We start from the raw sequence: 19,898 nt of genomic DNA, 5'->3' as shown, positions 1-19,898 counted from the left end.
CGGGGAGCCGGGGGGTGGGGAGGTGCTCGATCTGCTCGGTTCGCTGGTCGACAAGTCGCTGGTGGTGGCCGCCGAGACCGGGGACGGGGACGGGGTCGGGGACGGGGCCGGGGTCGGGATGCGCTACCGGCTGCTGGAGACCGTCGCCGAGTACGCGGCGGAGCGGCTCGACGAGGCCGGTGACCGGGCGGCCGCCGAACGGCGCCACCTCACGTACTACCGCGAACTCGCCCGCCGCACCGACCCCGAACTGCGCGGCCCCCGGCAGGCGTTCGCCCTGCGCCGCTTCGAGTCCGAACACGACAACGTGCGCGGCGCGCTCCGCACGGCCGTGCGGAACGGGGACGAGCAGGAGGCGCTGTGCCTCGTCCACGCCATGAGCTGGTTCTGGCAGCTGCGCAACCACCAGCACGACTCCCGCACCTGGACCAGGGCCGCCGCCGGCCTCGGCCCCGACCCGTTCCTCGCGCCGGTGCGGCACGCCGAGCCCTTCACAGGGCGGTGCCTCGACCTGCCGCCCCCCTGGTCGCAGGAGCGCCTGTGGGAGGCGCGGCGCGGCGGACACCTGCTCGCCCTCGCCACCGAGGGCGGCGAGGGCGCCACCTGGCTCGAACGCCCCGAGACCCGCGCCCGGCTGGACGCAGTCGTCGCCGCGTACGATCCCGGGCTGCCGCAGAACTGCCGTCAGCCCGGGGCGATGTGGTACTTCGCCCGGCTCATGACCGGAGGGTTCGACGGACTCGACGCGACCCTGGCCGCGATCGTCGCCGCCGCACGCGCGCACGGAGACGACTGGGACATCGCCTTCAACCTGCTCCTGCGGGCCAAGCTGCTCGGCGAGCAGCCGGGTGACGCGGAGGAGGCCCTCGCGCTCTTCGAGGTCGTAGGGGACTCCTGGGGCATCGCCGAGTCGCTCGCCGCGCGCGGGGAGACGTACGAGCGCGCGGGGCGCTCCGCCGAGGCCGCCGCCGACTTCGCCCGCGCCATGGACGCCGCCGTCCGGCTGGGCGCGCGCTCCCAGATCCCGGTCTTCAAGGCGCTGCTCGCCGCCGTCCGGCTCCGCACCGAGGCGGTGGCCGACGATCCGGAGGCGTGGGCGGACGCCGAGCGGATGCTGGTCGAAGCGGCCGCCGAGGCGGGCGAGTCGGGCGCCGAGGCCGTCAGCACCGCCCGCCTGCTGCTGGCCCAGCACTACGGGAACACCGGCCGCACGGCTTCGGCCCGCGAACAACTCGACGTGATGGAGGCCGATTTCGGGGAGGGCACGCCGAGCCTCTTCCGCGGCATGCTCGGCGGCGTACGCGGCTGGCTGGACTGTGTGGACGGCGCGTACGACCAGGCCGCCGTCCACCTCGCCCGCGCCGTGCGGGACATGGAGGCCCTCGCCCATCTTGTCGCCCCCTACCTGGTCGTCGCCCAGTTCGGCCCCGCCGCCTGGGCCCACGCGGGCACCGCCGCCCCCGAGAGCGGCGCCCGCCTCCTCGGCGCCTACGACACCCACCGGGGCAGCCAGGGCGGCGCGGGCTTCCGCCCCTACACGGCCCAGACCGAGGCGTCCGTACGGGCAGGGGCGGAGCGGGCGCTGCGGGAGGTGCTGGGGACGGAGGCGTTCCTGGCGGGGTACGAGGAGGGGGCGAGGCTGACGGTGCGGGAGGCCGCGGAGCTGGTCTAGGCGGGCGACGGAGGGCGATGGCTTGCCAGGGCGGTCCGCGGCCGTCCGCGGCGGTTCGCGGCGGCCGACGGCCGGCCACGGCCAGCCGGGCCGTCGGCAGCCGGGCTATCCGCCGCTGCGCTATGCACCCGTAGGGCTGTCCGCGCGCCGGGCTGTCGGCCCGCCGGGCTATCCGCCGCTGGGCTATGCGCCCGTAGGGTTGTCCGCACGTCGCGCTGTGCGCCCGTAGGGTTGTCCGCCCGCTGGGCTGTGCGCCCGCCGGGTTGTCCGCGCGTCGGGTTGTCCGCACGTCGCGCTGTGCGCCCGCCGGGTTGTCCGCCCGTCGCGCTGTCCGCCCGCCGGGCCCCCGGTCCCGCCGCGCTCACCCCGCCTCAGCCGAGTCCCGCATCGCCAGCCGCTCCCGTGCCTCCGCCAGGTCCTCGGGGGTCGGGGCGTCGTCCTGGGTCAGGCGCCGTCGCCAGTAGCCGGCGAAGTCGACGGCGCGCCGGTCGAGGCCCCGCTCCTCGACGAGGTGGCGGCGCAGGGCCCTCACCGTCGCCGCTTCCCCGGCCAGCCATGCGTAGGGCCGTCCGGCGGGGAAGACGGCCGCACCCACGGCCTCCTCGAGGGAGGAGTCGTCGCCGTGCAGCCAGCGCACGGTGAGCCGACCGGCCGTCGGCAGCGGCTGCTCCTCCGCCGCGTCGGCGACGTGGACGTACGCAAGGGCCCGGTGGCCCGGCGGCAGGGCCGCGACGAGCGTGGCCAGGGCGGGCAGCGCGCACGCGTCGGCCACCAGGAGCGCCCAGTCGCCCGCGCCGGGGTCGACGGGCGCGGCGAAGTGGTCCGAGGGGCCGAACATGCCGAGGACGTCCCCCACGCGGGCGCCACGGGCCCAGCGGGTCGCGGGCCCGTCCCCCTCGTCCCCGCCGTGCAGGAGGAAGTCGACGTCGACCGTGGCGGCGGCCGGGTCGTGGGACCGGAGCGTGTAGCTGCGCATCCAGGGCCGCTCGTGCTCCGGGATCGCCCCGTACGCCGCGTACCAGCGCATCACGTCGCCGTCGGGGTCCGGGGCGGGCAGCACCGGCTCGGACTGCCCGGGCCGGGGGAAGTACAGCTTGACCTGGCGGTCGGGGCCGTCGAGGGGCGCCCCGGCCAGCGAGGGGTCGCCGAGGGTGACCCGGACCATCCGGGGGGTGACCGCCCGGACGGCGGCGACGGTGACGCGCCGGAGGGGCAGGGCGGGCGGGGCGAGGGGCGTCGGGGGCGTCGGGGCCTTCGTCATGGAGTCTCCTGATCCGTGGGGCCGTGCGGTGTCCGGGCCCCACCCTCCCCGCCCCCGTCGACACGGCACCGACACGCCGTCGACACGGGCGAACGGCGTACGCGGCCCGCCCGGATGCGGGAGCAGCACCCGGACACGAGAATGGCGAGTGCCTGCAGAACATGAGGAGGCGGCATGAACGGTGACACCGACAAGACGTCCCGGGGGGACATCCCGACGCCCGACAGGCTGCTGCACGCCGGGTCGGAGGGCGAGTTCTCGGCGGAGGACGTGTGCCTCGCGTCCGGCCGGGACGTGACACCGAAGAACCTCGCCTGGGCCGAGCGGCGCATGGCCGAGAAGGGGCGCGCCGCTATGGAAGAGCTGCTCCCCTGAGCGAAGCGCGGTAGTCGGGCCGCCGCCAGGCGAGGCGGCAGGGCGGCGGCCGGGCTGTCTCCCCGGGACCGGAGCCCGGGGCTTTCACGCGTGGTGCTCGCGTGCATGCCCCTTCCCCATTTGTGGAACACGTTCTACCGTGGCGCCGCACCGCGCGGAGACCGGTTCAGGGGAGATCCAGGGGAGACGCCATGCACCTCGAGTACACGCCCGCCCAGCACCGCCTGCGCACCGAGCTGCGTGCCTACTTCGCCGAACTCGTCCCCGAGGACGTCCACGCCCGTTACGCCGACCCCGCCGCCCAGAAGCGCTTCTACCGCGAGACGGTGCGCCGGCTGGGCACGGACGGCTGGCTCGGGGTGGGCTGGCCCACCGAGTACGGCGGGCGCGGACTGACGCCCATGGAGCAGTTCATCTTCTTCGACGAGGCGGCCCAGGCCGGGGTGCCGCTGCCGCTGATGGCACTCAACACCGTCGGACCGACGATCATGCAGTTCGGTACGGAGGAGCAGAAGGCGTACTTCCTGCCGAGGATCCTCTCCGGCGAGATCGACTTCGCGATCGGCTACAGCGAGCCCGACGCCGGCACCGACCTCGCCGCGCTCAAGACCCGCGCGGTGCGCGAGGGCGACGAGACCGGCGGCACCTACACCGTGAACGGCCAGAAGATCTGGACCACCAACGGCGACACCGCCGACTGGGTCTGGCTCGCGGTCCGCACGGATCCGGCGGCGCCGCCGCACAAGGGCATCACCATGCTCCTGGTGCCGACGAGCGACCCCGGCTACTCCTGCACCCTGATCAACACGCTCGCCTCGCACGACACCACCGCGAGCTACTACGAGAACGTCCGCGTCCCGTGCTCGCGCCGGGTCGGCGAGGAGAACAAGGGCTGGCGCCTGATCACCAACCAGCTCAACCACGAGCGGGTCACGCTCGCGGCGCACGGCACGATGGCCATCCGCGCCCTCCACGACGTCCAGCGCTGGGCCGCCGACACCAAACTCGCCGACGGCCGCCGCGTCCTCGACCTGGGCTGGGTCCGGCGCACCCTGGCCCGCACCCACACCCGCCTCGACGCGATGAAGCTCCTCAACTGGCAGATGGTGAACGCCGTCCAGAACGGCACCCTCACCCCGCAGGACGCCTCCGCCGTCAAGGTCTACGGCTCCGAGGCGCGCCGCGACGCCTACGCCTGGCTCATGGAGGTGACCGGCGCGGCCGGCGCCCTCAAGGAGGGCTCGGCCGGCGCCGTCCTCCACGGCGAGCTCGAACGCGGCTACCGCTCGGCCGTCATCTTCACCTTCGGCGGCGGCAACAACGAGATCCAGCGCGAGATCATCTCCTGGATCGGCCTGGGCATGCCCCGCGTCCGCCGCTAGGCCGTCTCCGGGCGAGGAGCCCTGCCCGGCGCGGGCACCTGCGGCCCGGGCCCCCGGCCCGGGCTCCGGCCGGTGCGCCGGCGGCCGTTGCCCGTCGCCCGCCTCCGGAGGACTCGGGCCCCGGTGTCACCGCAGGTGCCGTGCGAAGAACCGGGCCGCTTCGTCCCCCGCGTACTCCGGCACGCCGGTGTGACCGCCCGTGTTGGCGTTCAGCGTCTTCTCCGCGGAGCCGAAGGCGTCGAACAGGTCCAGGGCGGCCTGCCGGTCGTTCCCCTCGTCGTCCCACTGCAGCAGGACGTGCAGCGGTACGGTCACCCGGCGGGCCTCCTCGACGATGGCCCGGGGCACGAAACTCCCGGCGAAGAGCGCGGCGGCCGCGATGCGCGGCTCGACCGCGGCGAGGCGGACGCCGACGGAGATCACGCCCCCCGAATACCCGACCGGACCGCCGAGCTCGGGCAGTGCCAGCAGGGCGTCCAGCGCGGCCCGCCATTCCGGGACCGCCCTGTCGACGAGGGGCAGGACGAGCGCGTCGACGATCTCGTCGCCGACCGGCTCGCCGGCCGCCATCACCCGCCGCAGCTCGGCGCGGGCCTCCTCGGCCGCGTCCCAACGGGGCCGGTCCCCGCTGCCGGGAAGCTCGATGGTGGCCGAGGCGAAGCCGTCCGCCGCGGCACGCCGGGCCCGGGCGGCCAACCGGGGGCGCATCCGGTCCAGCCCGAGCGGGGGGTGCCCGAGGAGGATCAGCGGGACCGGCTCGGAAGCGGGCGCGGGGGTCCACAGGATGCCGGGGATCTCGCCGAGCGCGAACCCGCGCTCGAGGACGCCGTCGTCGAGACGCCGTTCGGAAGTGAAGCGCAGGGGCGCGTGCGGGGGTGTGTGGAGGGTCGTGTCCATGGTCGTGCCCTTCGGGAGTGCGGTGAGACGGCGCTCCCGGACGACCTATCGCCCGACCGTGACCCCGGAGGGGAGCACCCATGTCGAAACTGCGTTCACGGGTACCACCTCCTCGATCTCTCGCACGGCCGCCGGAAACGTAGCAGCGGTCTCCCGCGCCCACCAAACGGTTTTCGCGGAGACCGTCGCCGTCGTCGCCCTGCGACCCGGCTCGCAGGGGTGTCGAGAAGGGGTCTTCGGCTCCGTCCCCGGTATACCGGTGGCCTCGAAGGGCCGCGCCACGCAGAGGGAGAACCGTCATGACGCTTCAACGGATGGACAACGTCGGCATCGTCGTCGAGGACCTGGACGCCGCCGTCGCCTTCTTCACCGAACTGGGCATGGAGGTCGAGGCCAGGGCGGAGATCGAAGGCCTCTTCGCGGACCGGACCGTCGGACTCGACGGGGTCCGCAGCGAGATCGCGATGATGCGGACCCCCGACGGCCACGGCAAGCTGGAGCTCGCGCAGTACCGCACGCCCGCCGCGACCGTCGACGGATCGCCCAACCCGCCGCCGAACACGCTGGGCCTGCACCGGGTGATGTTCGCCGTCGACGACATCGACGACACCATCGCCCGCCTGGGCCGCCACGGTGCCGAACTCCTGGGCCAGGTCGCGCGGTACGAGGACGTCTACCGCCTCTGCTACCTCCGGGGCCCCTCGGGCATCATCGTCGCGCTCGCCGAGGAGATCGGCTGACGAGGCAGCTCCGGGATCACGGCAACGCGCGCGTCAGCCACGCCACTTCGCCGCTGTCCTCCATGGACACCCGGTCCCGCTCGAAGCCGAGCTTCTCCAGGACGCGCAGCGACGGCGCGTTCCACGTGCCGACGGTCGACCAGAGGCGCTTCCGGCCGGTCGCCACGGCGGCTTCGAGGACCGCGCGGGCCGCCTCGGTGGCGTAGCCGCGGCCGTGCGCGCGCTGGAACAGCTCGTACGCGATCTCGGGTTCGTCGAGGGTGGTGCGGCCGATGATCAGGCCGCAGTAGCCGATGAAGTCGCCTTCGGCTCGGCGTTGGACGGGCAGCAGCGCGATGCCCGTCTCCTCCGTCGCGGCGAGGAACCCGCCGATGGCCGACCGGATGCGCTCGACCGGCGGCTTTCCCTTGCCGCGTTCGGCCAGGAGCTCGCAGAACTCCTCGGCGTCCGACACGGCCCAGGGGCGCAGGATCAGGCGCTCGGTCTCCAGGTGGAACGACATCGTCTCGTAGGCGGCCATGCCCCCACTCTGCCGTACGGATCTTCCTCGCGGACCACCGCCCACCGCCCGCGGAGCGGATCAGTCGTGGGGGACGAGGGCCACCGGAGCGTGGCTGTGGTGCATGACCGCGTGGGAGACGCTGCCGATGTGGCCGCCCAGCACCGAGCGGCGGGTGCGGCGGCCGACCACGACGAGGGCCGCGTCCGCCGCGGAGCGGACCAGCTCCTGGCCGGCCGAGCCGATCACCACCCGACCCGTCGCCGCCACGTCCGGGAACGTCGCGCGCCACGCGTCGAGCAGGTCGTCCAGCGAGCGCCGCACCTGCGGGGTCACGGCGGGCCGGACGTCCGGCACCATGGCGGGGCCGAGGCTCGCGTACAGGGGCAACTCCTGCGCGTGGACGACCTCTACGGCGGTGCGGCGCAGGGCCGCCTCCTCGAAGGCGAAGCGCAGCAGGGCGTCCACCGGCTCCCGTACGTCCACCCCGGCCACGACAGGGCCCTGCCGGGCGCTGTCACCGGCCCGCACCAGGACCACCGGCCGCTCGACCCGCCCGGCCACCGTCATCCCGACCGAGCCGACGAGGTACCCGGCCACACCGCCGAGCGCCCGCGAACCGAGGACCAGCAGCTCCGCCTCCTCGGCCACCGCGACCAGCCCGGCGGCGGTGCCCGAGGGCAGCACCCGGGTCGTCACCGCGAGCCCGGGCCAGCGCTCGCGCAGCCCCGCCGCCGTGCGGGCGAGCAGGTCCTGGGCCCAGGACTCCACGGGCTCCCGCGAGGCGAGCGGGACGAGGACGTCCGGCGACGGCTCCGGCACGTGGACCAGGCACAACCCGGTGCCGCGCAGCCGCGCCTCCTCGGCCGCCCACTCGGCCGCCGCCTCCGCCTGCTCCGTGCCGTCCAGACCGACCGCGATGCCCTGCGTCATGACCTTCACTTCCTTCGGCGCTTCACCGTCCGGAGCCGCCCGCCGCCGTCCCGTGCCGTCCGGGCGTGTCGTCCGTCTCGTAACCGAGCCGGGTCGTCGAGACCGACACGACGCCGTCGACCATCGCGCACATGCGCTCGACCGCCGGGACCATGCCCCGGTACGGCAGCCTCCCGGCGAGCTCGACCCGTCCGTCCCGTACCTCCACCGTGCAGTCCGCCCGGTCGAGGCGCAGCGTGGCGCCGAGCACGTCGTCGACGATCTCCCGGCGGATGTCCTCGTCCCCGCGGAGGAAGACCGCCAGCAGGTCACGGCGGCTCACGACGCCCACCGGCCGGTCCTCCGCGTCGACGACGACCAGCCGCTTGACGCCCTGCACCTCCATCAGCCGCGCGGCCTCCACCACCGTCCAGTCCGCGCGGGCGCACACGGCAGGCGCCGACATCAGCTCCTCGGCCCGCGTCCCCTCCGCCTTCGCCCGCTCCCAGGCCTCCAGCTCCGGCACCGGCGGCCGGTCTCCCGGCACGGCGCCGTGGTCGGCGGCCTTGCGGAGCAGGTCTCCCTCCGAGACCACCCCCATCACCCGGCCGGCGCCGTCCACGACGGGCACGGCCGTGACCCTGTGGTGGGTGAGCACGCGGGCGAGCTCCTTGAAGGGCGCATCGCCGGACACGCTCACCACCTCGCGGGTCATCAGCTCTCCGATCCTGCGATGACGCATCACGCGCTCCCTCCCGGGGCCCGTCGCCGCAGTGGCGCGCGGTGTCCCGGTCTCTCCGGCGTCCCTCCCTCTCCCATGGTGCGCGGCCCCGCCCCGGCGGCAAGGGCCGAACGGGGCAGGCCGGGCCCCGGACAGCCCTGGCGCGGTGCGCCGGGCGGTGGTCTCCTGAAGGTGAGGAGGGGCCCGCCCCACCGACGCGGGGAAGCGGCCTCGTGCCGCGCACCGCGCAATCAGGATCCGCGAGAAGCGGATGGGCCCCTCCTCCCCGATACGGCGCGACGGCGGACGGCGGACAGCAGGCGGCAGCCGGGAGGCGGTGGGCGAGATGGACGCACCCGTGGTCGTGGGTGTCGACGGGTCCGAGGCGAGTCTCGCCGCCGTGGAGTGGGCCGCCGAGGAGGCCGTACGGCACGGACTCCCGCTGCGGATCGTGCACGCCTCGCTGTGGGAGCGGTACGAGGGCGTCGACGCGGACGTCGACGAGGAACGTCCCTCGGGGCCGGCGCTCGCCGAGGACGTCGTCGCCGCGGCCGCCGAGCGGGCCAGGCTCCGGGCGCCGGACCTCCCCGTCGCGACCGACGTCCTCCCCGAGGACCCCTCCGGCGCGCTCCTGAGGGAGGGGCGCGAGGCCACCCTCCTGGTCGTCGGATCCCGCGGCCGAGGGACCCTCGCCGACCTGCTCCTCGGCTCCGTGAGCCTCGGCGTGGCCGCCCGCTCGCACTGCCCGGTCGTCGTCGTCCGGGGTGACCGGCACGCCCTGGAGGGCCTCCACGGGCGCGTCCTGCTCGGTGTGGGCGAACACGACGCGGACTCGCCGGCCGTTCGGTTCGCCTTCCGCGAGGCGGCGGCCCGCTCGGCGGAGCTCGACGCCGTCCGCGTCTGGAGACGCCCCCACCCGGGCGGCGGGGCGGGACAGCGAGGTGAGCGGCAGGCGTCCGCGGAGCTCGCCGAGGCGCTCTCGGCGCCGGCCCGCGAGCACCCCGGGGTACGGCTGCGTACGAGCACCCTCGAAGGCCATGCCCACAAGGAGCTGACCGGGCGCTCCGCAGCCGCCGACCTGCTCGTCGTCGGCGCCCGTCGCCGCGACGGCGCCGTCGGCCTCGAACTCGGCCGGGTGGCCCACCGCGCCCTGCACCACGCCGTGTGCCCGGTCGCCGTCGTACCGGTGCGTCCGGAGGCCGAACGGGGCCTTTGACGGCGCTCAGCGGCTCTCCCCGGGACCGGCCAGGTCGCGTTCGGCGAACACCTCACGGGCCGCGGCGATGCCGTTGAGGGCGGCGGGGAACCCGGCGTAGCCGGCCATCTGCATGATCGTTTCGACGGCTTCCTCGCGGGTGCCGCCGACGTTGAGGAGGCCGTGCAGGTGCACGCGCAGTTGCGGCCCCGCGGTGCCGAGGGCGGTGCAGGCCGCCACCGTGGCGAGCTCCCTCGTCTTCAGGTCCAGGCCGGGACGGCTGTAGATGTCGGCGAAGCAGAACTCGATGATGTAGCGGGCCAGATCGGGGGCCAGGTCGGCGAGCGAGGCGACCACCTGCTCGCCGGCGTGCCCGTCGACGCGGGCGAGGGCCGCACGGCCCCGCTCGTACCGCTCCTGCGAGGTCTCGGCCGGGCGGATCCGGCTCTCCTGCGGCTCCTCGGCGGTCTCGGGCCGCGCCGCGAACACCTCCCGGGCCGCCGCGATCCCGTTGAGCGCGGCCGGGAACCCCGCGTAGACGCTCATGTGCATGATCGTCTCGACGATCTCGGTACGGGTCACCCCGACGGTCAGGGCGCCGTCGATGTGGAAGCGCAGCTGCGGGGCGGCGGTGCCCATCGCGGTCAGCGCGGCGACGTTGACGATCTGCCGCTGGGGCAGGGACAGTCCGGGACGGCTGTAGACGTCGCCGTAGCCGAACTCCACGGTCAGGCGCGCGAGGTCCGGGGCGATGTCGGCCAGGGCGTCGAGGGGCGCCGGGTACTCGGAGCGGGTCAACTGCCGGAGCAGGGCCAGGCCGCGCTCGTAACGGGCGGAAGAGGTCTCGTCGGTCATGAAGGGCTCTCTCACTACGGGTGTGTCGACGTCGGGGGGGCGGGGTCGGGGGTGGTGATGCGCGTTGCGGGTGTGCCGGTGTGCCGGTGTGCGGGTGTCCGGGTCTGCGGGTGCCCGGGTGTCCGGGTGTCGGGTGTGCAGGTGTCCGGCCAGGCCGCGCGTCGGCCGGACCGCTATCGGGGCGGGGGAGCGGACCACTCCAGGGTCCGCACCGCCCGGGCGCCGGCCAGCACGGCCGGCAGGACCCGCTCGGCGTGGCGGCGGTGCGCGCCGGCCCGGTGCAGCCGGGCGTGGAGCGGGCTCTCCCACTCCTCGACGAGGGCCATCCGCTCGGGCCGGTTGGGATCGGCGTAGACCGTCAGGGCCACCCAGCCGGGCTCGTCCGCGGACGGTTCGAGCAGGGCCTCCAGGGCGGTGCGCAGACGGTCCTGCGCCCCGGGCCGGGCCTCGTACTCGGTGAGGACCACATACCCCATACCGGACCTCCGCGGGTGCGGTGCCGCGTTGCCCGGGCGGGCGGTGCGGCCTGACACTCCGAGGCTCTCGCAGGGGAGGGCAGCTGCCCAGGGGGGTGATCAACCTGGGTGAAGGCCGTACCCGGGTCTGGCGGAACCACCTTGGAGCCCGCCTCCTAAGATCGCCGCATGTACAGCAAGTCCGAGCTGGGCGAGTTCCTGCGCTCCCGCCGCGCCCGCCTGCGCCCCGCGGACGTGGGGCTGCCCGACTACGGGACCCGCCGGCGTGTGCCAGGCCTGCGCCGCGAGGAACTGGCCCAGTTGGCCGGCGTCAGCGTCGACTACTACGTGCGCTTCGAGCAGGGCAGGAGCGACACGATCTCCGCGGCGGTCGTCGACGCCATCGCCACCGCACTGCGCCTGACCACCCACGAGCGGGCCCACCTGCACAACCTCGCCCGCCCACCACGCGACCGCGGCGCGCCGGAGGCCGCCCCCGCCGTGGCGGCGCCGGAGGCCGCCGCGATACGCCCGGGTGTCCGCCAGCTCCTGGACGCCCTGCCGCACTCGCCCGCCTACGCGGTCGGCCACCGCACCGACGTGCTCGCCTGGAACAGGGCCGCCGAGGCGGTCTTCACCGACTTCGGCGCGCTCCCCGGGCCGCAGCGCAACCTGGCCCACCTCCTGTTCCGCGACGACGCCTTCCGCCGCCTCGTCGCGGACGACCGGGCGAGGTGGTCCCGGCAGGTCGTCTCCTACCTCCGGCTGCGCGCGGGCCACCGCCCGCAGGACACGGAACTCCACGCCCTGATCCGCGCCATGACCGAACAGAGCCCGGAGTTCCGCGAGTTGTGGGAGGCCCAGGACGTCACCGACGTGGCGCACGGCCACTTCCGTTTCGAGCACCCGCGGGCCGGCGCACTCGACCTCGACTACGAGTTCCTCCTCCTGCCCGCCGACCCCGGTGTCCGGGCCGTCGCGATCTGGACCGCCACCCCCGGCACCCCGACGGAATCCGCCCTGCGCGCCCTCACCGCGACGGAGTGAGGGGGGGCCGGTCGGTCCCTTCCCCGGGCGGTCCGTTCGACCCTCCGGGGAGGCCCCGTGGGGCACTGTGCGGGGCGGGGTCCGGGCGGAAGAGTGGGAGCCACGGGACCCCTGGGCAGGGGGGACGCGGAAGGCGGTGCGACCGCGCCGCGGTGCGAAACCCGCCCACGGCCCGACGCCCTCGCGAGCAGGAGGCAGAACGATGACCGGAGACAAGGTGGCACGCGGGCACCGCTGGTTCCCCGACTTCGACGGCTGGTTCGACCGGGAGTTCCCCGGGCTGCCGGGGTGGCGCCCCGCCACCGCCGCGCATTCCATCCCGGTGGAGGTCACGAGCTCCGGCGGCGCCTACGTGCTGCGGGCCCAGCTGCCGGGCATGGACCCCGAACACGACATCGACATCACCGTCGACGACGACCTGATCACGGTGAGCGCGCGGCACACCGAGTCGGAGGAGGACAAGGAGCACTCGGAGTTCCGGTACGGCGCGTTCCGCAGGACCGTGCGCCTGCCGGCCACGATCCCCGTGGACGAGGTCGACGCCTCGTACGCCGACGGCATCCTCACCGTCCGCGTGCCCATGCCCGACACGGGCGTCAGGACCCCGCGCAGCGTCCCGGTGCGGCGCGCCGGCTCCGGGGGCGCGCGGTCATGAACCGGCGGCGGGTCCCGCCGCGTACGGCGGCGGCGTCCCGCTTCCCACGCCCCTCCCCGCCTCGATCCGGTGCCGCACGACCGTCGTCAGGGCCGTGAGCCGGGTCGACACCGTCGGCCGGGGTGCCGTGGGGGCGTCGACGCGCCGGGCCTCCTCCGGCAGCTGGGCGAGGTCGGTCTCGAAGCGGTGGCGGGCGGCGGGCAGGGTGTCCGGCGGTTCCGTGCGCAGTCCGCCGCGCATCACGGTCCGGAGCAGCGGCTCCGTGCCCTCCGGGGGTTCCTCGTTGGCCAGGCCGATGACGTCGCGCAGACCGGGGCCGCGGAAGACCTGCTTCCGGCCCGGCGCCGTCACCTTCGCCGACGACAGCTTCATGACCGGGCGCCCGTCGTACTCCACCAGCTTGTACGCCGCGTCCAGGTAGGGGGCGTCGGCGGCCACCCCGACCCTGGTGCCCACGGCGTACACGTCGATCGGCGCCCCCTCCCGTACGAGACGGTCGACGCCGTACTCGTCGAGCCCGCCGCTCGCGATGATCTGGACGTCCGGCAGCCCCGCCGCGTCGAGGGCGGTGCGGGCCCGGCGGGCCAGTGCCCCGAGGTCGCCGCTGTCGAGGCGGATCCCGCAGCCCGGCCCGAGACCGAGGTCCTTGAGGACGCGGGCGGCCGTCGCGACGCCACGGCCGGTGTCGTAGGTGTCCACGAGGAAGGTGACCGGGCCCGGGTGGGTGCGGGCGAAGGCGCGGAACGCCTGCTCCTCCGAGCCGAAGGCCTGGACGTAGGAGTGGGCCATCGTCCCGGCGGCGGGAATGCCGTACCGCGCGGCGGCGGCGACGTTGCTGGTGGCCGCGAAGCCCACCAGGGCGCACATCCGGGCCGCCTGTGTCCCCGCCTCGGGCCCGTGCGCCCGGCGCAGCGAGAAGTCGACCAGCGGGCGTCCTCGGGCGGCGAGCACACAGCGGGCCGCCTTGGCCGCGACGAGCGTCTGGTGGCAGAGCAGGGACAGCAGGTACGTCTCCACGAGCTGCGCCTGCGGCAGCGGGGCGGTCACCTCCAGGAGCGGCTCGCCCGCGAGGACGAGCCGGCCCTCGGGCACGGCCCGGACCTCCCCGTCGAAGGACAGGCCGAGCAGCGGCCCGAGGTCCTCGACGGGCCGGCGCAGCGCCTCGGCGAACTCCGCCACGTCGGAGCGGCCGACCCGGAAGCGGGAGAGGTGGTCGAGGGCCGGTTCGAGCCCGGCGGCGACCAGGAAGCCGCGGCCCGGCGGGAGGTCGCGGACGAACAGGCTGAAGGTGGCCGGAGCGCGCATGTCCTCCCGCAGGTACGAGAGCGCCATCGTGACCTCGTACAGATCGGTGGTGGTCACCTGGGACATGCTTCGAGCATGCGCGCCGCGGCCCGCGGGCGCACCGGGACCCCGCGTGGAGACCCGCGCCGGGCACGCGCGGAGACCCGCACCGGGACCCGCGAAAGGGGGCGGGCGGGGGCTGAGCCGCCCCTACGTCTCCTGCCGGGCGGTGAGGTCGCACCGTACGTCCACCACGCCCTCGACCGCCCGGGCCAGGCGCGCCGCGACGGGGACGAGCGCGCTGTCGCGGACCGCGCCGGTCAGCGTGACGACACCCGCCTCGACCCGGACGTCCACCCGGTGCCGGGAGAGCGGGAACAGCGGCTCGACGACGTCGTGGCGCACCTCGGCCGCGAGGTCCTCGTCGGACCGGAGGTAGACCTTGAGGAGGTCGGACCGGCTGACGACGCCCTGGATCACGCCCCGTGCGTCGACGACCGGCAGGCGCTTGACGCCGTGGACGCCCATCAGGCGCGCTGCCGTCGGAAGGGAGGCCTCCGGGGCGACGGTGACGGCCGGCGAGCTCATCAGGTCCTCGGCGCGGCGGGCGCCGGCCTTGGCGGTGGCGTCCAGGCGCCGCATCTGCTCGACGAGGCCCAGCCGGTGGTCGTGGAACTCCTCCTTGAGGAGCAGGTCCGCCTCGGAGACGATGCCGACGCACCGGCCCTCGCCCTCGACGACGGGCACCGCGGTGACCCGCCACCGTCGCATGGTGGCGACGATCTCCTTGAAGTCCGCGCCGGGCAGCACGGCGACGACCCTCTTGGTCATCACGTCGGCGACGGTGAACGGCTGCGCGGTCATGGCTCTCTCCTTCGCCCCCCGCACCGGGCGGGACCCTCAGTCGAACGCCAGTACCTCCGAGACCGGCCGCCGCGGCGTCGCCCGCCCCCGCGGCCCGTACCCGAGGCGGAACACCATGTGCACGAAGCCCATCGTGGAGTCCGGATCCCTGGCGAGGGAGCGGAGCTCGGGCCACTCGAGGGGTTGCGACATGAGCGAGGTGGACAGGCCGTCGCGCGTCGCCTGGAGCAGGACCCGCTGCATCGCCTGCCCGGCCCTCAGCCACTCGCGCGGAGTGTCGCCGGGCGTGCCGAGCAGGGCGATCTGCGGATCCTTCTCGAACGGGGCCGCCGGGCGGCCGGAGACCCGCCGCGGGGCGTCGAAGTCCCGGACCGGCGCGGTCACGTCGTACTGGCGCGGCCCGAAGGCGTACGCGGGGATCCCCTCGGTCACGGAGCCGTCGGCGGCGGTACCCGTACGGGTCCACGCGGCGATCTCCGCCCGCACCGAGGCGCTCGCGGCCTCGAACAGCTCCGAGACGTGCACCAGCCCCAGCACGGCGTCCGTGTGCCAGGCCCCCGGCACCACCAGGCGGCAGCCCTCCAGGACGGCCGCGGCCGCGAGCCCGTCGAGGATCTCCGCCGGGATCCGCTCCTCGGTGAACGGGAAGCGGCTGGTGTGCCGCTCCCGCAGCACGGGCCGGAAGCCGGCCAGGGTCCCGTCCTCCTCGGCCTCCCCGGCTCCCGGCGGCCGCAGCCGCACGTCGGCCAGGTGCCAGGGATCCGCGGGATCGGGCAGCAGCCGGACCGCCGCGTGCAGCCCCCGCTCCGCCGCGGCGACCCGCAGGCCGAACAGGGCGGCGCCGCACCCGAGGTGGAGGGCGCGATGGGCGGGGTCCTCCCGCGGCATGGCGCGCGCGGGGTCCCCGTACAGCTCGACGGCGCCGGTGCCGGCCCGGTGGACGAACCGCCAGGGCTGGGCGTTGTGCATCGACGGCGCGGTGACGGCGTCCTCGACCAGCGCCGTCACGAGCGATCGGGTCGGAGTGGTGGTGGTGGACACGGTTCGTCCCTCCTGTCTTCCTGCTCTTCTCTCGTCCCGCCGGTCACGTGGTCCCGCGGTTCACGTGATGTCGTACGCGGAGCCCGTCGCGCCGGCGGGAAAGGCACCGTCCTCGGGGGCGGCCAGCCGGTCCACGACGGCGACGACGCCGTCCACCCGCTCGGTGAGCCGCACGAGCACCCGGGCGCGGCTCCGGCGCCGCACCCGCCCGGTCAACGTGACCACCCCGTCCAGGACGTGCACCTCCACCGCGTCGCCCGGCAGGTCCACGGCCTCGGCCAGGAGGTCCTCCCGTATCCGGCGGCGTATCTCCGCGTCCGGGCGGAGGAAGACGTTCAGCAGGTCCCGCCGGGTCACGATCCCCACCAGCCGTTCCTCCTCGTCCACGACGGGAAGGCGCTCCACGCCGCGGCGCACCATGAGCCGCGCCGCGTCCGCCACCGACTCCTCCGCGTACACCGTGACGGCCGGGGCGCTCATCAGCTCCCGGGCGCTCGGGCGGCGGTGGGCCAGGAGGTCGGACTCGGAGACGACGCCGATGACGTGATCGTCCTCGTCCACGACGGGCAGCCCGCTGATGTCGTGCTCGGCGAGCAGTTTCGCCACCTCCTTGAAAGGCGTCGAGGCGACGGCGGAGACGACCTCGTCGGTCATCAGTCCGCCGACCTTCATCTGCGTCATCGCGGCGCCTCCTGTCCGTCCGGGTCCGAGCCCTCCCGCACCACCACGCTCCCTCGCCCGCCGCCTGCAAGCGAGGGGCCGAACGGCCCCGCGTCGGACCCGACCGGGCCCCGGACGGGGGCCCGGTCCGGGGCTTCTTCCTCGCGGTGCGGAAGAAGCCCGAGCAGGACGTCCCCCGGTCGGGAAGGCTCGCGGTGAGAAAGGGACCTTTGGCCCCGTCCACGTCCCCCACAGGCCCTCCGCCGCGAGGCCCCCGGATGCCACGGTGGGAGCACGTCCGACGGAGCGTGCGAAGGCACGCGGGAGCGCGCGAGGAGGAGTCATGGACGGATACGCGACACGTCCGGGCCTCGGCCGGGTCGTGGTCGGCGTCGACGGCTCGCCCTCCGCGCGTACGGCGGTGGCGTGGGCGGCCGCCGAGGCGGTGCTGCGGCGCACCGGACTCTGCCTCGTGCACGCGACGGACACCGACTCGGTCGCCGGCTTCCTGTCCCGGTCGGAGACGGGCCGGAGCCGGCTGGCCGGCCGGGCGCTGCTCGACGAGACCGCCCGCGCGGTGCGGGAGCGCCACCCCGACCTGACGGTCGTCACGGAGCTCGGCACCGGCCGGCCCGCGGAGGCCCTGCGCGCGGCCGCCGCCCTGAGCGGCACGATCGTCGTGGGACACCGCGGCCTCGGCGGCTTCGCCTCGATGCTGCTCGGCTCGGTCGGCCTCGACGTCGCCGCCGGCGCCACCACACCGGTGGTCGTGGTCCGCGGCGCCGCCGACCCCGCGGAGACGGGCTCCGTCCTCGTGGCCGTCCGCGACGAGGACGACCTGGGCTGCGCCCGTGCGGCCGCCCGCGAGGCCCTGCTGCGCAAGGTGCCCCTGCGGCTTCTGCACATCTGGGTCACGGCCCCGTACGGCGGCGTACGGACGGCGCTGCGCAACGGCACCCGCGAGGCCGCCCGCGAGCACGTCGGCATCCCCGCACGGGTCGCCGACCGCCTCCGCGAGGAGTTCCCGGAGATCACCCTGCTCGCCGACGGCGAGAAGAACCACAGCGTGCCCGGCTCGCTCCTCGACGCGTCACGCCATGCCGACCTCCTGGTCGTCGGCGGCCGCCGGGCGCCCGGATACCTCGGACCGACCCTCGGCCGCACCACGCTCAGCCTGCTCCAGCACGCGCACTGCCCCGTCGAGCTCGTCCCGCGGCACGGACCGGGACACGGCAGCACGCGGTGAACGGGCGACCCGTACGGCACGCGGCGCCGTACCGTCGGCCGAGCCGACGCTCCGGGCCGCGCCCGGCAGGAAGGTACGCCCCGGCCGGACTACCGTGAAGGTGGGGCGGAGGTGCGCCCGGAGGGCCGGAGGTGGCGATGGGGCGTGACGACACGGAGCGGGCGCACACCGGAATCCCGCGGCTGCGACTCGACGAACTCCTCGATGAGCTCCAGGTCCGCATCGACGAGGTCCGGGGCACCCGGGACCGGCTCAACGGGCTGCTCGAAGCCGTCATGTCCGTCGGCCGGGAGCTCGACCTGCCCCAGGTGCTGCGCGGCATCGTGGAGGCGGCCGTGACCCTGGTGGACGCCGAGTACGGGGCCCTGGGCGTCATCGGCGAGGACCGGAGGCTCTCGGAGTTCCTGCCCGTGGGCATCGACGACGGCACCCGCGAGCGGATCGGCGCGCTGCCGTCGGGGCACGGCCTGCTCGGCGAACTGATCCGCAACCCCAAGCCGCTGCGCCTCGCCGAGCTCTCCGAGCACCCGGCCTCGTACGGTTTTCCCGCCCACCATCCGCCGATGCGCTCGTTCCTCGGTGTGCCCGTCCGGGTGCGCGACGAGGTGTTCGGCAACCTCTACCTCACCGAGAAGCGGGGCGGCGTCGACTTCGACGCCGAGGACGAGGCCGTCGTCACGACCCTGGCCGTCGCGGCCGGCATCGCCATCGAGAACGCGCGGCTGTACGAGGAGGGCAGGCGGCGCCAGCAGTGGCTGGCCGCGAGCTCCGAGCTCACCAGCGCCCTGCTGTCCGGCCGGGCGGAGGCCGACGTCCTCGACGGCATGCTGGAGCAGGCCGTGGACATCGCGGGCGCCGACATGGGGGTGTTCTACCTGGTCGGTCCCGGTGGCGAGCTGCGCGGCTCGCTGGCCCGCGGCGAGGGGGCCGACGAGCACCGGGGCGTCGTGCTGCCGAGCAGCGAGGGGACCCTGGCCGCGGCGGCCCTCGCCGAGGACGGCCTGATCACCGTCGCGGACGTGGAGAGCGACGAGCGGGTCACCGTGCAGCCGGAGCGCTGGAAGGGCTTCGGCCCCGCGGTGGCGGTCACGGTCGGCACCAAGGAGCGTCTGAGCGGGGTGCTGATCCTGGCGCGCGGCCGGGGCGGGCCGCCCTTCACGGGGCCCGAGATCGCCGCCCTGCCCGGTTTCGCCGGTCAGGCCGCCCTCGCCCTCGAACTCGCCGACCGGCGCCGCGACGCCGAGCAGGTGAGCCTCCTGGAGGACCGCGACCGGATCGCCCGTGACCTGCACGACCTGGCGATCCAGCGGCTCTTCGCCACCGGGATGACGCTGCAGAGCGCCCGCCGGTTCGTCGAGCACCCGGAGGCCGTGGACCGGCTGACCCGGGCGATCGACGACCTGGACGCCACCATCAAGATCATCCGGGCCACCATCTTCGGCCTCCGGGAGCACACGCCGCCCGGAACGGCGCCCAAGCTCAGGAGCCGCGTCGTCACGGCGGTCGACGCGGCCGCCGCCACCCTCGGGTTCGCCCCCGCGCTGCGCATGGAGGGGCTGCTGGACACGGAGGTGCCGCCGGACGCCGCCGACGCGGTCGTCGCCGTCATCGGCGAGGCGCTCACCAACGTGGCCCGGCACGCCCGGGCGCGCCGCGCGGAGGTGGCGGTCGTCGTCGAGGACGGCGTCCTTGCGGTGGCGGTGGGCGACGACGGCGTGGGCATCGCGCCCGTCGGGAGCCGCAGCGGCCTCCGCAACCTGGCCGAACGCGCCGCGCGGCTGGGCGGCGACCTGTCCGTCCGCGCCCGCCCGGAGCCGCCCGGCGGCACGCTGCTGGAGTGGCGGATCCCCCTCCCGGCCGGTCCGGAACCGCCGGCGAGACCGAGCTAGGCCTGGCCCTCTCCGGAGGCGTCGTCGTGCTCGTGGGCCTGGGCGGCGATCACGGCCGCCTGGACGCGGCGTTCCACGCCGAGCTTGCCCAGGAGCCGGGAGATGTGGTTCTTGACCGTCTTCTCGGAGAGGTAGAGCCGTTTGGCGATCTGTCGGTTGGTGAGCCCTTCGCCGATCAGATCGAGCACGGTTCGTTCCCGCTCGGACAGCACGGCGAGCCGCTCGTCCTCCGGCGGTCTGGCCGGCTC

At 75.2% G+C, this 19,898-nt stretch carries 20 protein-coding genes and 1 pseudogene; 9 read left to right on the top strand and 12 right to left on the bottom strand.

Translation table 11 applies throughout. The annotated features are described in order from the left end of the window. A pseudogene (locus tag ACH414_RS33820) lies at positions 1-1,672 on the top strand (AfsR family transcriptional regulator); the annotation flags it as partial. Between the two features lie 361 nt (positions 1,673-2,033). On the opposite strand, the gene ACH414_RS33815 reads toward ACH414_RS33820, so the two are convergent. Then, positions 2,034-2,933, bottom strand: a complete 900-nt coding sequence (locus ACH414_RS33815) for a siderophore-interacting protein (RefSeq protein ID WP_398944843.1) — start codon at positions 2,931-2,933, stop codon at positions 2,034-2,036. A 174-nt stretch (positions 2,934-3,107) separates the two neighbouring features. Here ACH414_RS33815 and ACH414_RS33810 point away from each other — a divergent pair, with 174 nt between their 5' ends. After that, complete coding sequence (locus ACH414_RS33810) at positions 3,108-3,308, top strand: hypothetical protein (protein ID WP_382541411.1); 201 nt, start codon at positions 3,108-3,110, stop codon at positions 3,306-3,308. Positions 3,309-3,499: 191 nt separating this feature from the next. Beyond that, positions 3,500-4,690 carry an acyl-CoA dehydrogenase family protein gene (locus ACH414_RS33805; RefSeq protein WP_382541408.1) on the top strand — a complete coding sequence of 397 codons (1,191 nt, stop codon included), beginning with the start codon at positions 3,500-3,502 and terminating at the stop codon, positions 4,688-4,690. 126 nt (positions 4,691-4,816) lie between these two features. On the opposite strand, the gene ACH414_RS33800 is transcribed toward ACH414_RS33805, so the two are convergent. Further along, positions 4,817-5,551 (bottom strand): alpha/beta hydrolase, encoded by a 735-nt coding sequence (locus ACH414_RS33800; RefSeq protein WP_382541443.1) that lies wholly within the window; start codon positions 5,549-5,551, stop codon positions 4,817-4,819. A 335-nt stretch (positions 5,552-5,886) separates the two neighbouring features. Between ACH414_RS33800 and ACH414_RS33795 the strand changes: the two genes are divergently transcribed. Further along, positions 5,887-6,327 carry a VOC family protein gene (locus tag ACH414_RS33795; RefSeq protein WP_382541405.1) on the top strand — a complete coding sequence of 147 codons (441 nt, stop codon included), beginning with the start codon at positions 5,887-5,889 and terminating at the stop codon, positions 6,325-6,327. Positions 6,328-6,343: 16 nt separating this feature from the next. On the opposite strand, the gene ACH414_RS33790 is transcribed toward ACH414_RS33795, so the two are convergent. From ACH414_RS33790 to ACH414_RS33780, 3 genes are read right to left on the bottom strand one after another with little or no spacing between them, the layout of a single operon-like run. After that, positions 6,344-6,847: a GNAT family N-acetyltransferase gene (locus ACH414_RS33790; RefSeq protein WP_398944841.1), complete on the bottom strand. Its 504-nt coding sequence runs from the start codon at positions 6,845-6,847 to the stop codon at positions 6,344-6,346. A 60-nt stretch (positions 6,848-6,907) separates the two neighbouring features. Continuing rightward, positions 6,908-7,759, bottom strand: coding sequence for a universal stress protein (locus ACH414_RS33785; protein WP_386568851.1), 852 nt, complete (start codon positions 7,757-7,759; stop codon positions 6,908-6,910). Between the two features lie 22 nt (positions 7,760-7,781). After that, positions 7,782-8,480: a CBS domain-containing protein gene (locus tag ACH414_RS33780; RefSeq protein WP_382541397.1), complete on the bottom strand. Its 699-nt coding sequence runs from the start codon at positions 8,478-8,480 to the stop codon at positions 7,782-7,784. A 325-nt stretch (positions 8,481-8,805) separates the two neighbouring features. Here ACH414_RS33780 and ACH414_RS33775 point away from each other — a divergent pair, with 325 nt between their 5' ends. Then, a complete protein-coding gene (locus ACH414_RS33775) occupies positions 8,806-9,675 on the top strand; it encodes a universal stress protein (protein ID WP_386568853.1) in 870 nt (289 codons plus the stop codon). A gap of 6 nt (positions 9,676-9,681) precedes the next feature. Here the strand turns inward: ACH414_RS33775 and ACH414_RS33770 are convergent, their stop codons facing one another. Both ACH414_RS33770 and ACH414_RS33765 read right to left on the bottom strand, forming a co-directional pair. Further along, on the bottom strand, positions 9,682-10,509 hold the full coding sequence (locus ACH414_RS33770) for a carboxymuconolactone decarboxylase family protein (RefSeq protein WP_382541391.1): 828 nt from the start codon (positions 10,507-10,509) through the stop codon (positions 9,682-9,684). Positions 10,510-10,682: 173 nt separating this feature from the next. Further along, positions 10,683-10,985 (bottom strand): putative quinol monooxygenase, encoded by a 303-nt coding sequence (locus ACH414_RS33765; RefSeq protein WP_386568858.1) that lies wholly within the window; start codon positions 10,983-10,985, stop codon positions 10,683-10,685. A 168-nt stretch (positions 10,986-11,153) separates the two neighbouring features. Between ACH414_RS33765 and ACH414_RS33760 the strand changes: the two genes are divergently transcribed. Both ACH414_RS33760 and ACH414_RS33755 read left to right on the top strand, forming a co-directional pair. Continuing rightward, entirely contained in the window at positions 11,154-12,011 is an 858-nt protein-coding gene (locus ACH414_RS33760) for a helix-turn-helix domain-containing protein (RefSeq protein ID WP_382541385.1), read from the top strand. Between the two features lie 202 nt (positions 12,012-12,213). Then, a complete protein-coding gene (locus ACH414_RS33755; RefSeq protein WP_382541382.1) occupies positions 12,214-12,666 on the top strand; it encodes an Hsp20/alpha crystallin family protein in 453 nt (150 codons plus the stop codon). Here the strand turns inward: ACH414_RS33755 and ACH414_RS33750 are convergent. The 4 genes from ACH414_RS33750 to ACH414_RS33735 form a co-directional block, all read right to left on the bottom strand. Beyond that, the gene (locus ACH414_RS33750; RefSeq protein WP_386568861.1) at positions 12,661-14,037 is read right to left on the bottom strand and encodes a nicotinate phosphoribosyltransferase; all 1,377 of its coding nucleotides are present in this window, start codon (positions 14,035-14,037) and stop codon (positions 12,661-12,663) included. The two genes, ACH414_RS33755 and ACH414_RS33750, sit on opposite strands and share 6 nt — an antisense overlap. Positions 14,038-14,160: 123 nt before the next feature. Next, positions 14,161-14,814: a CBS domain-containing protein gene (locus ACH414_RS33745; protein WP_382541377.1), complete on the bottom strand. Its 654-nt coding sequence runs from the start codon at positions 14,812-14,814 to the stop codon at positions 14,161-14,163. Positions 14,815-14,850: 36 nt separating this feature from the next. After that, entirely contained in the window at positions 14,851-15,855 is a 1,005-nt protein-coding gene (locus tag ACH414_RS33740; protein WP_398944837.1) for an Acg family FMN-binding oxidoreductase, read from the bottom strand. A 60-nt stretch (positions 15,856-15,915) separates the two neighbouring features. Continuing rightward, positions 15,916-16,536, bottom strand: coding sequence for a CBS domain-containing protein (locus tag ACH414_RS33735; protein ID WP_398944835.1), 621 nt, complete (start codon positions 16,534-16,536; stop codon positions 15,916-15,918). A gap of 322 nt (positions 16,537-16,858) precedes the next feature. Here ACH414_RS33735 and ACH414_RS33730 point away from each other — a divergent pair, with 322 nt between their 5' ends. Continuing rightward, the gene (locus ACH414_RS33730) at positions 16,859-17,761 is read left to right on the top strand and encodes a universal stress protein (RefSeq protein ID WP_382541368.1); all 903 of its coding nucleotides are present in this window, start codon (positions 16,859-16,861) and stop codon (positions 17,759-17,761) included. Positions 17,762-17,898: 137 nt separating this feature from the next. Next, positions 17,899-19,650 carry a GAF domain-containing protein gene (locus tag ACH414_RS33725; RefSeq protein ID WP_398944834.1) on the top strand — a complete coding sequence of 584 codons (1,752 nt, stop codon included), beginning with the start codon at positions 17,899-17,901 and terminating at the stop codon, positions 19,648-19,650. Here ACH414_RS33725 and ACH414_RS33720 read toward each other — a convergent pair. Further along, on the bottom strand, positions 19,647-19,898 hold a 252-nt coding region (locus tag ACH414_RS33720; protein WP_398944832.1), incomplete at its 5' end, for a helix-turn-helix transcriptional regulator. The genes ACH414_RS33725 and ACH414_RS33720 overlap by 4 nt on opposite strands.

Source organism: Streptomyces sp. NPDC020422 (assembly GCF_044386705.1).
In the GTDB taxonomy this organism is placed as follows: Bacteria; Actinomycetota; Actinomycetes; order Streptomycetales; family Streptomycetaceae; genus Streptomyces.
This window is presented reverse-complemented; position numbering and strand designations above follow the sequence as displayed.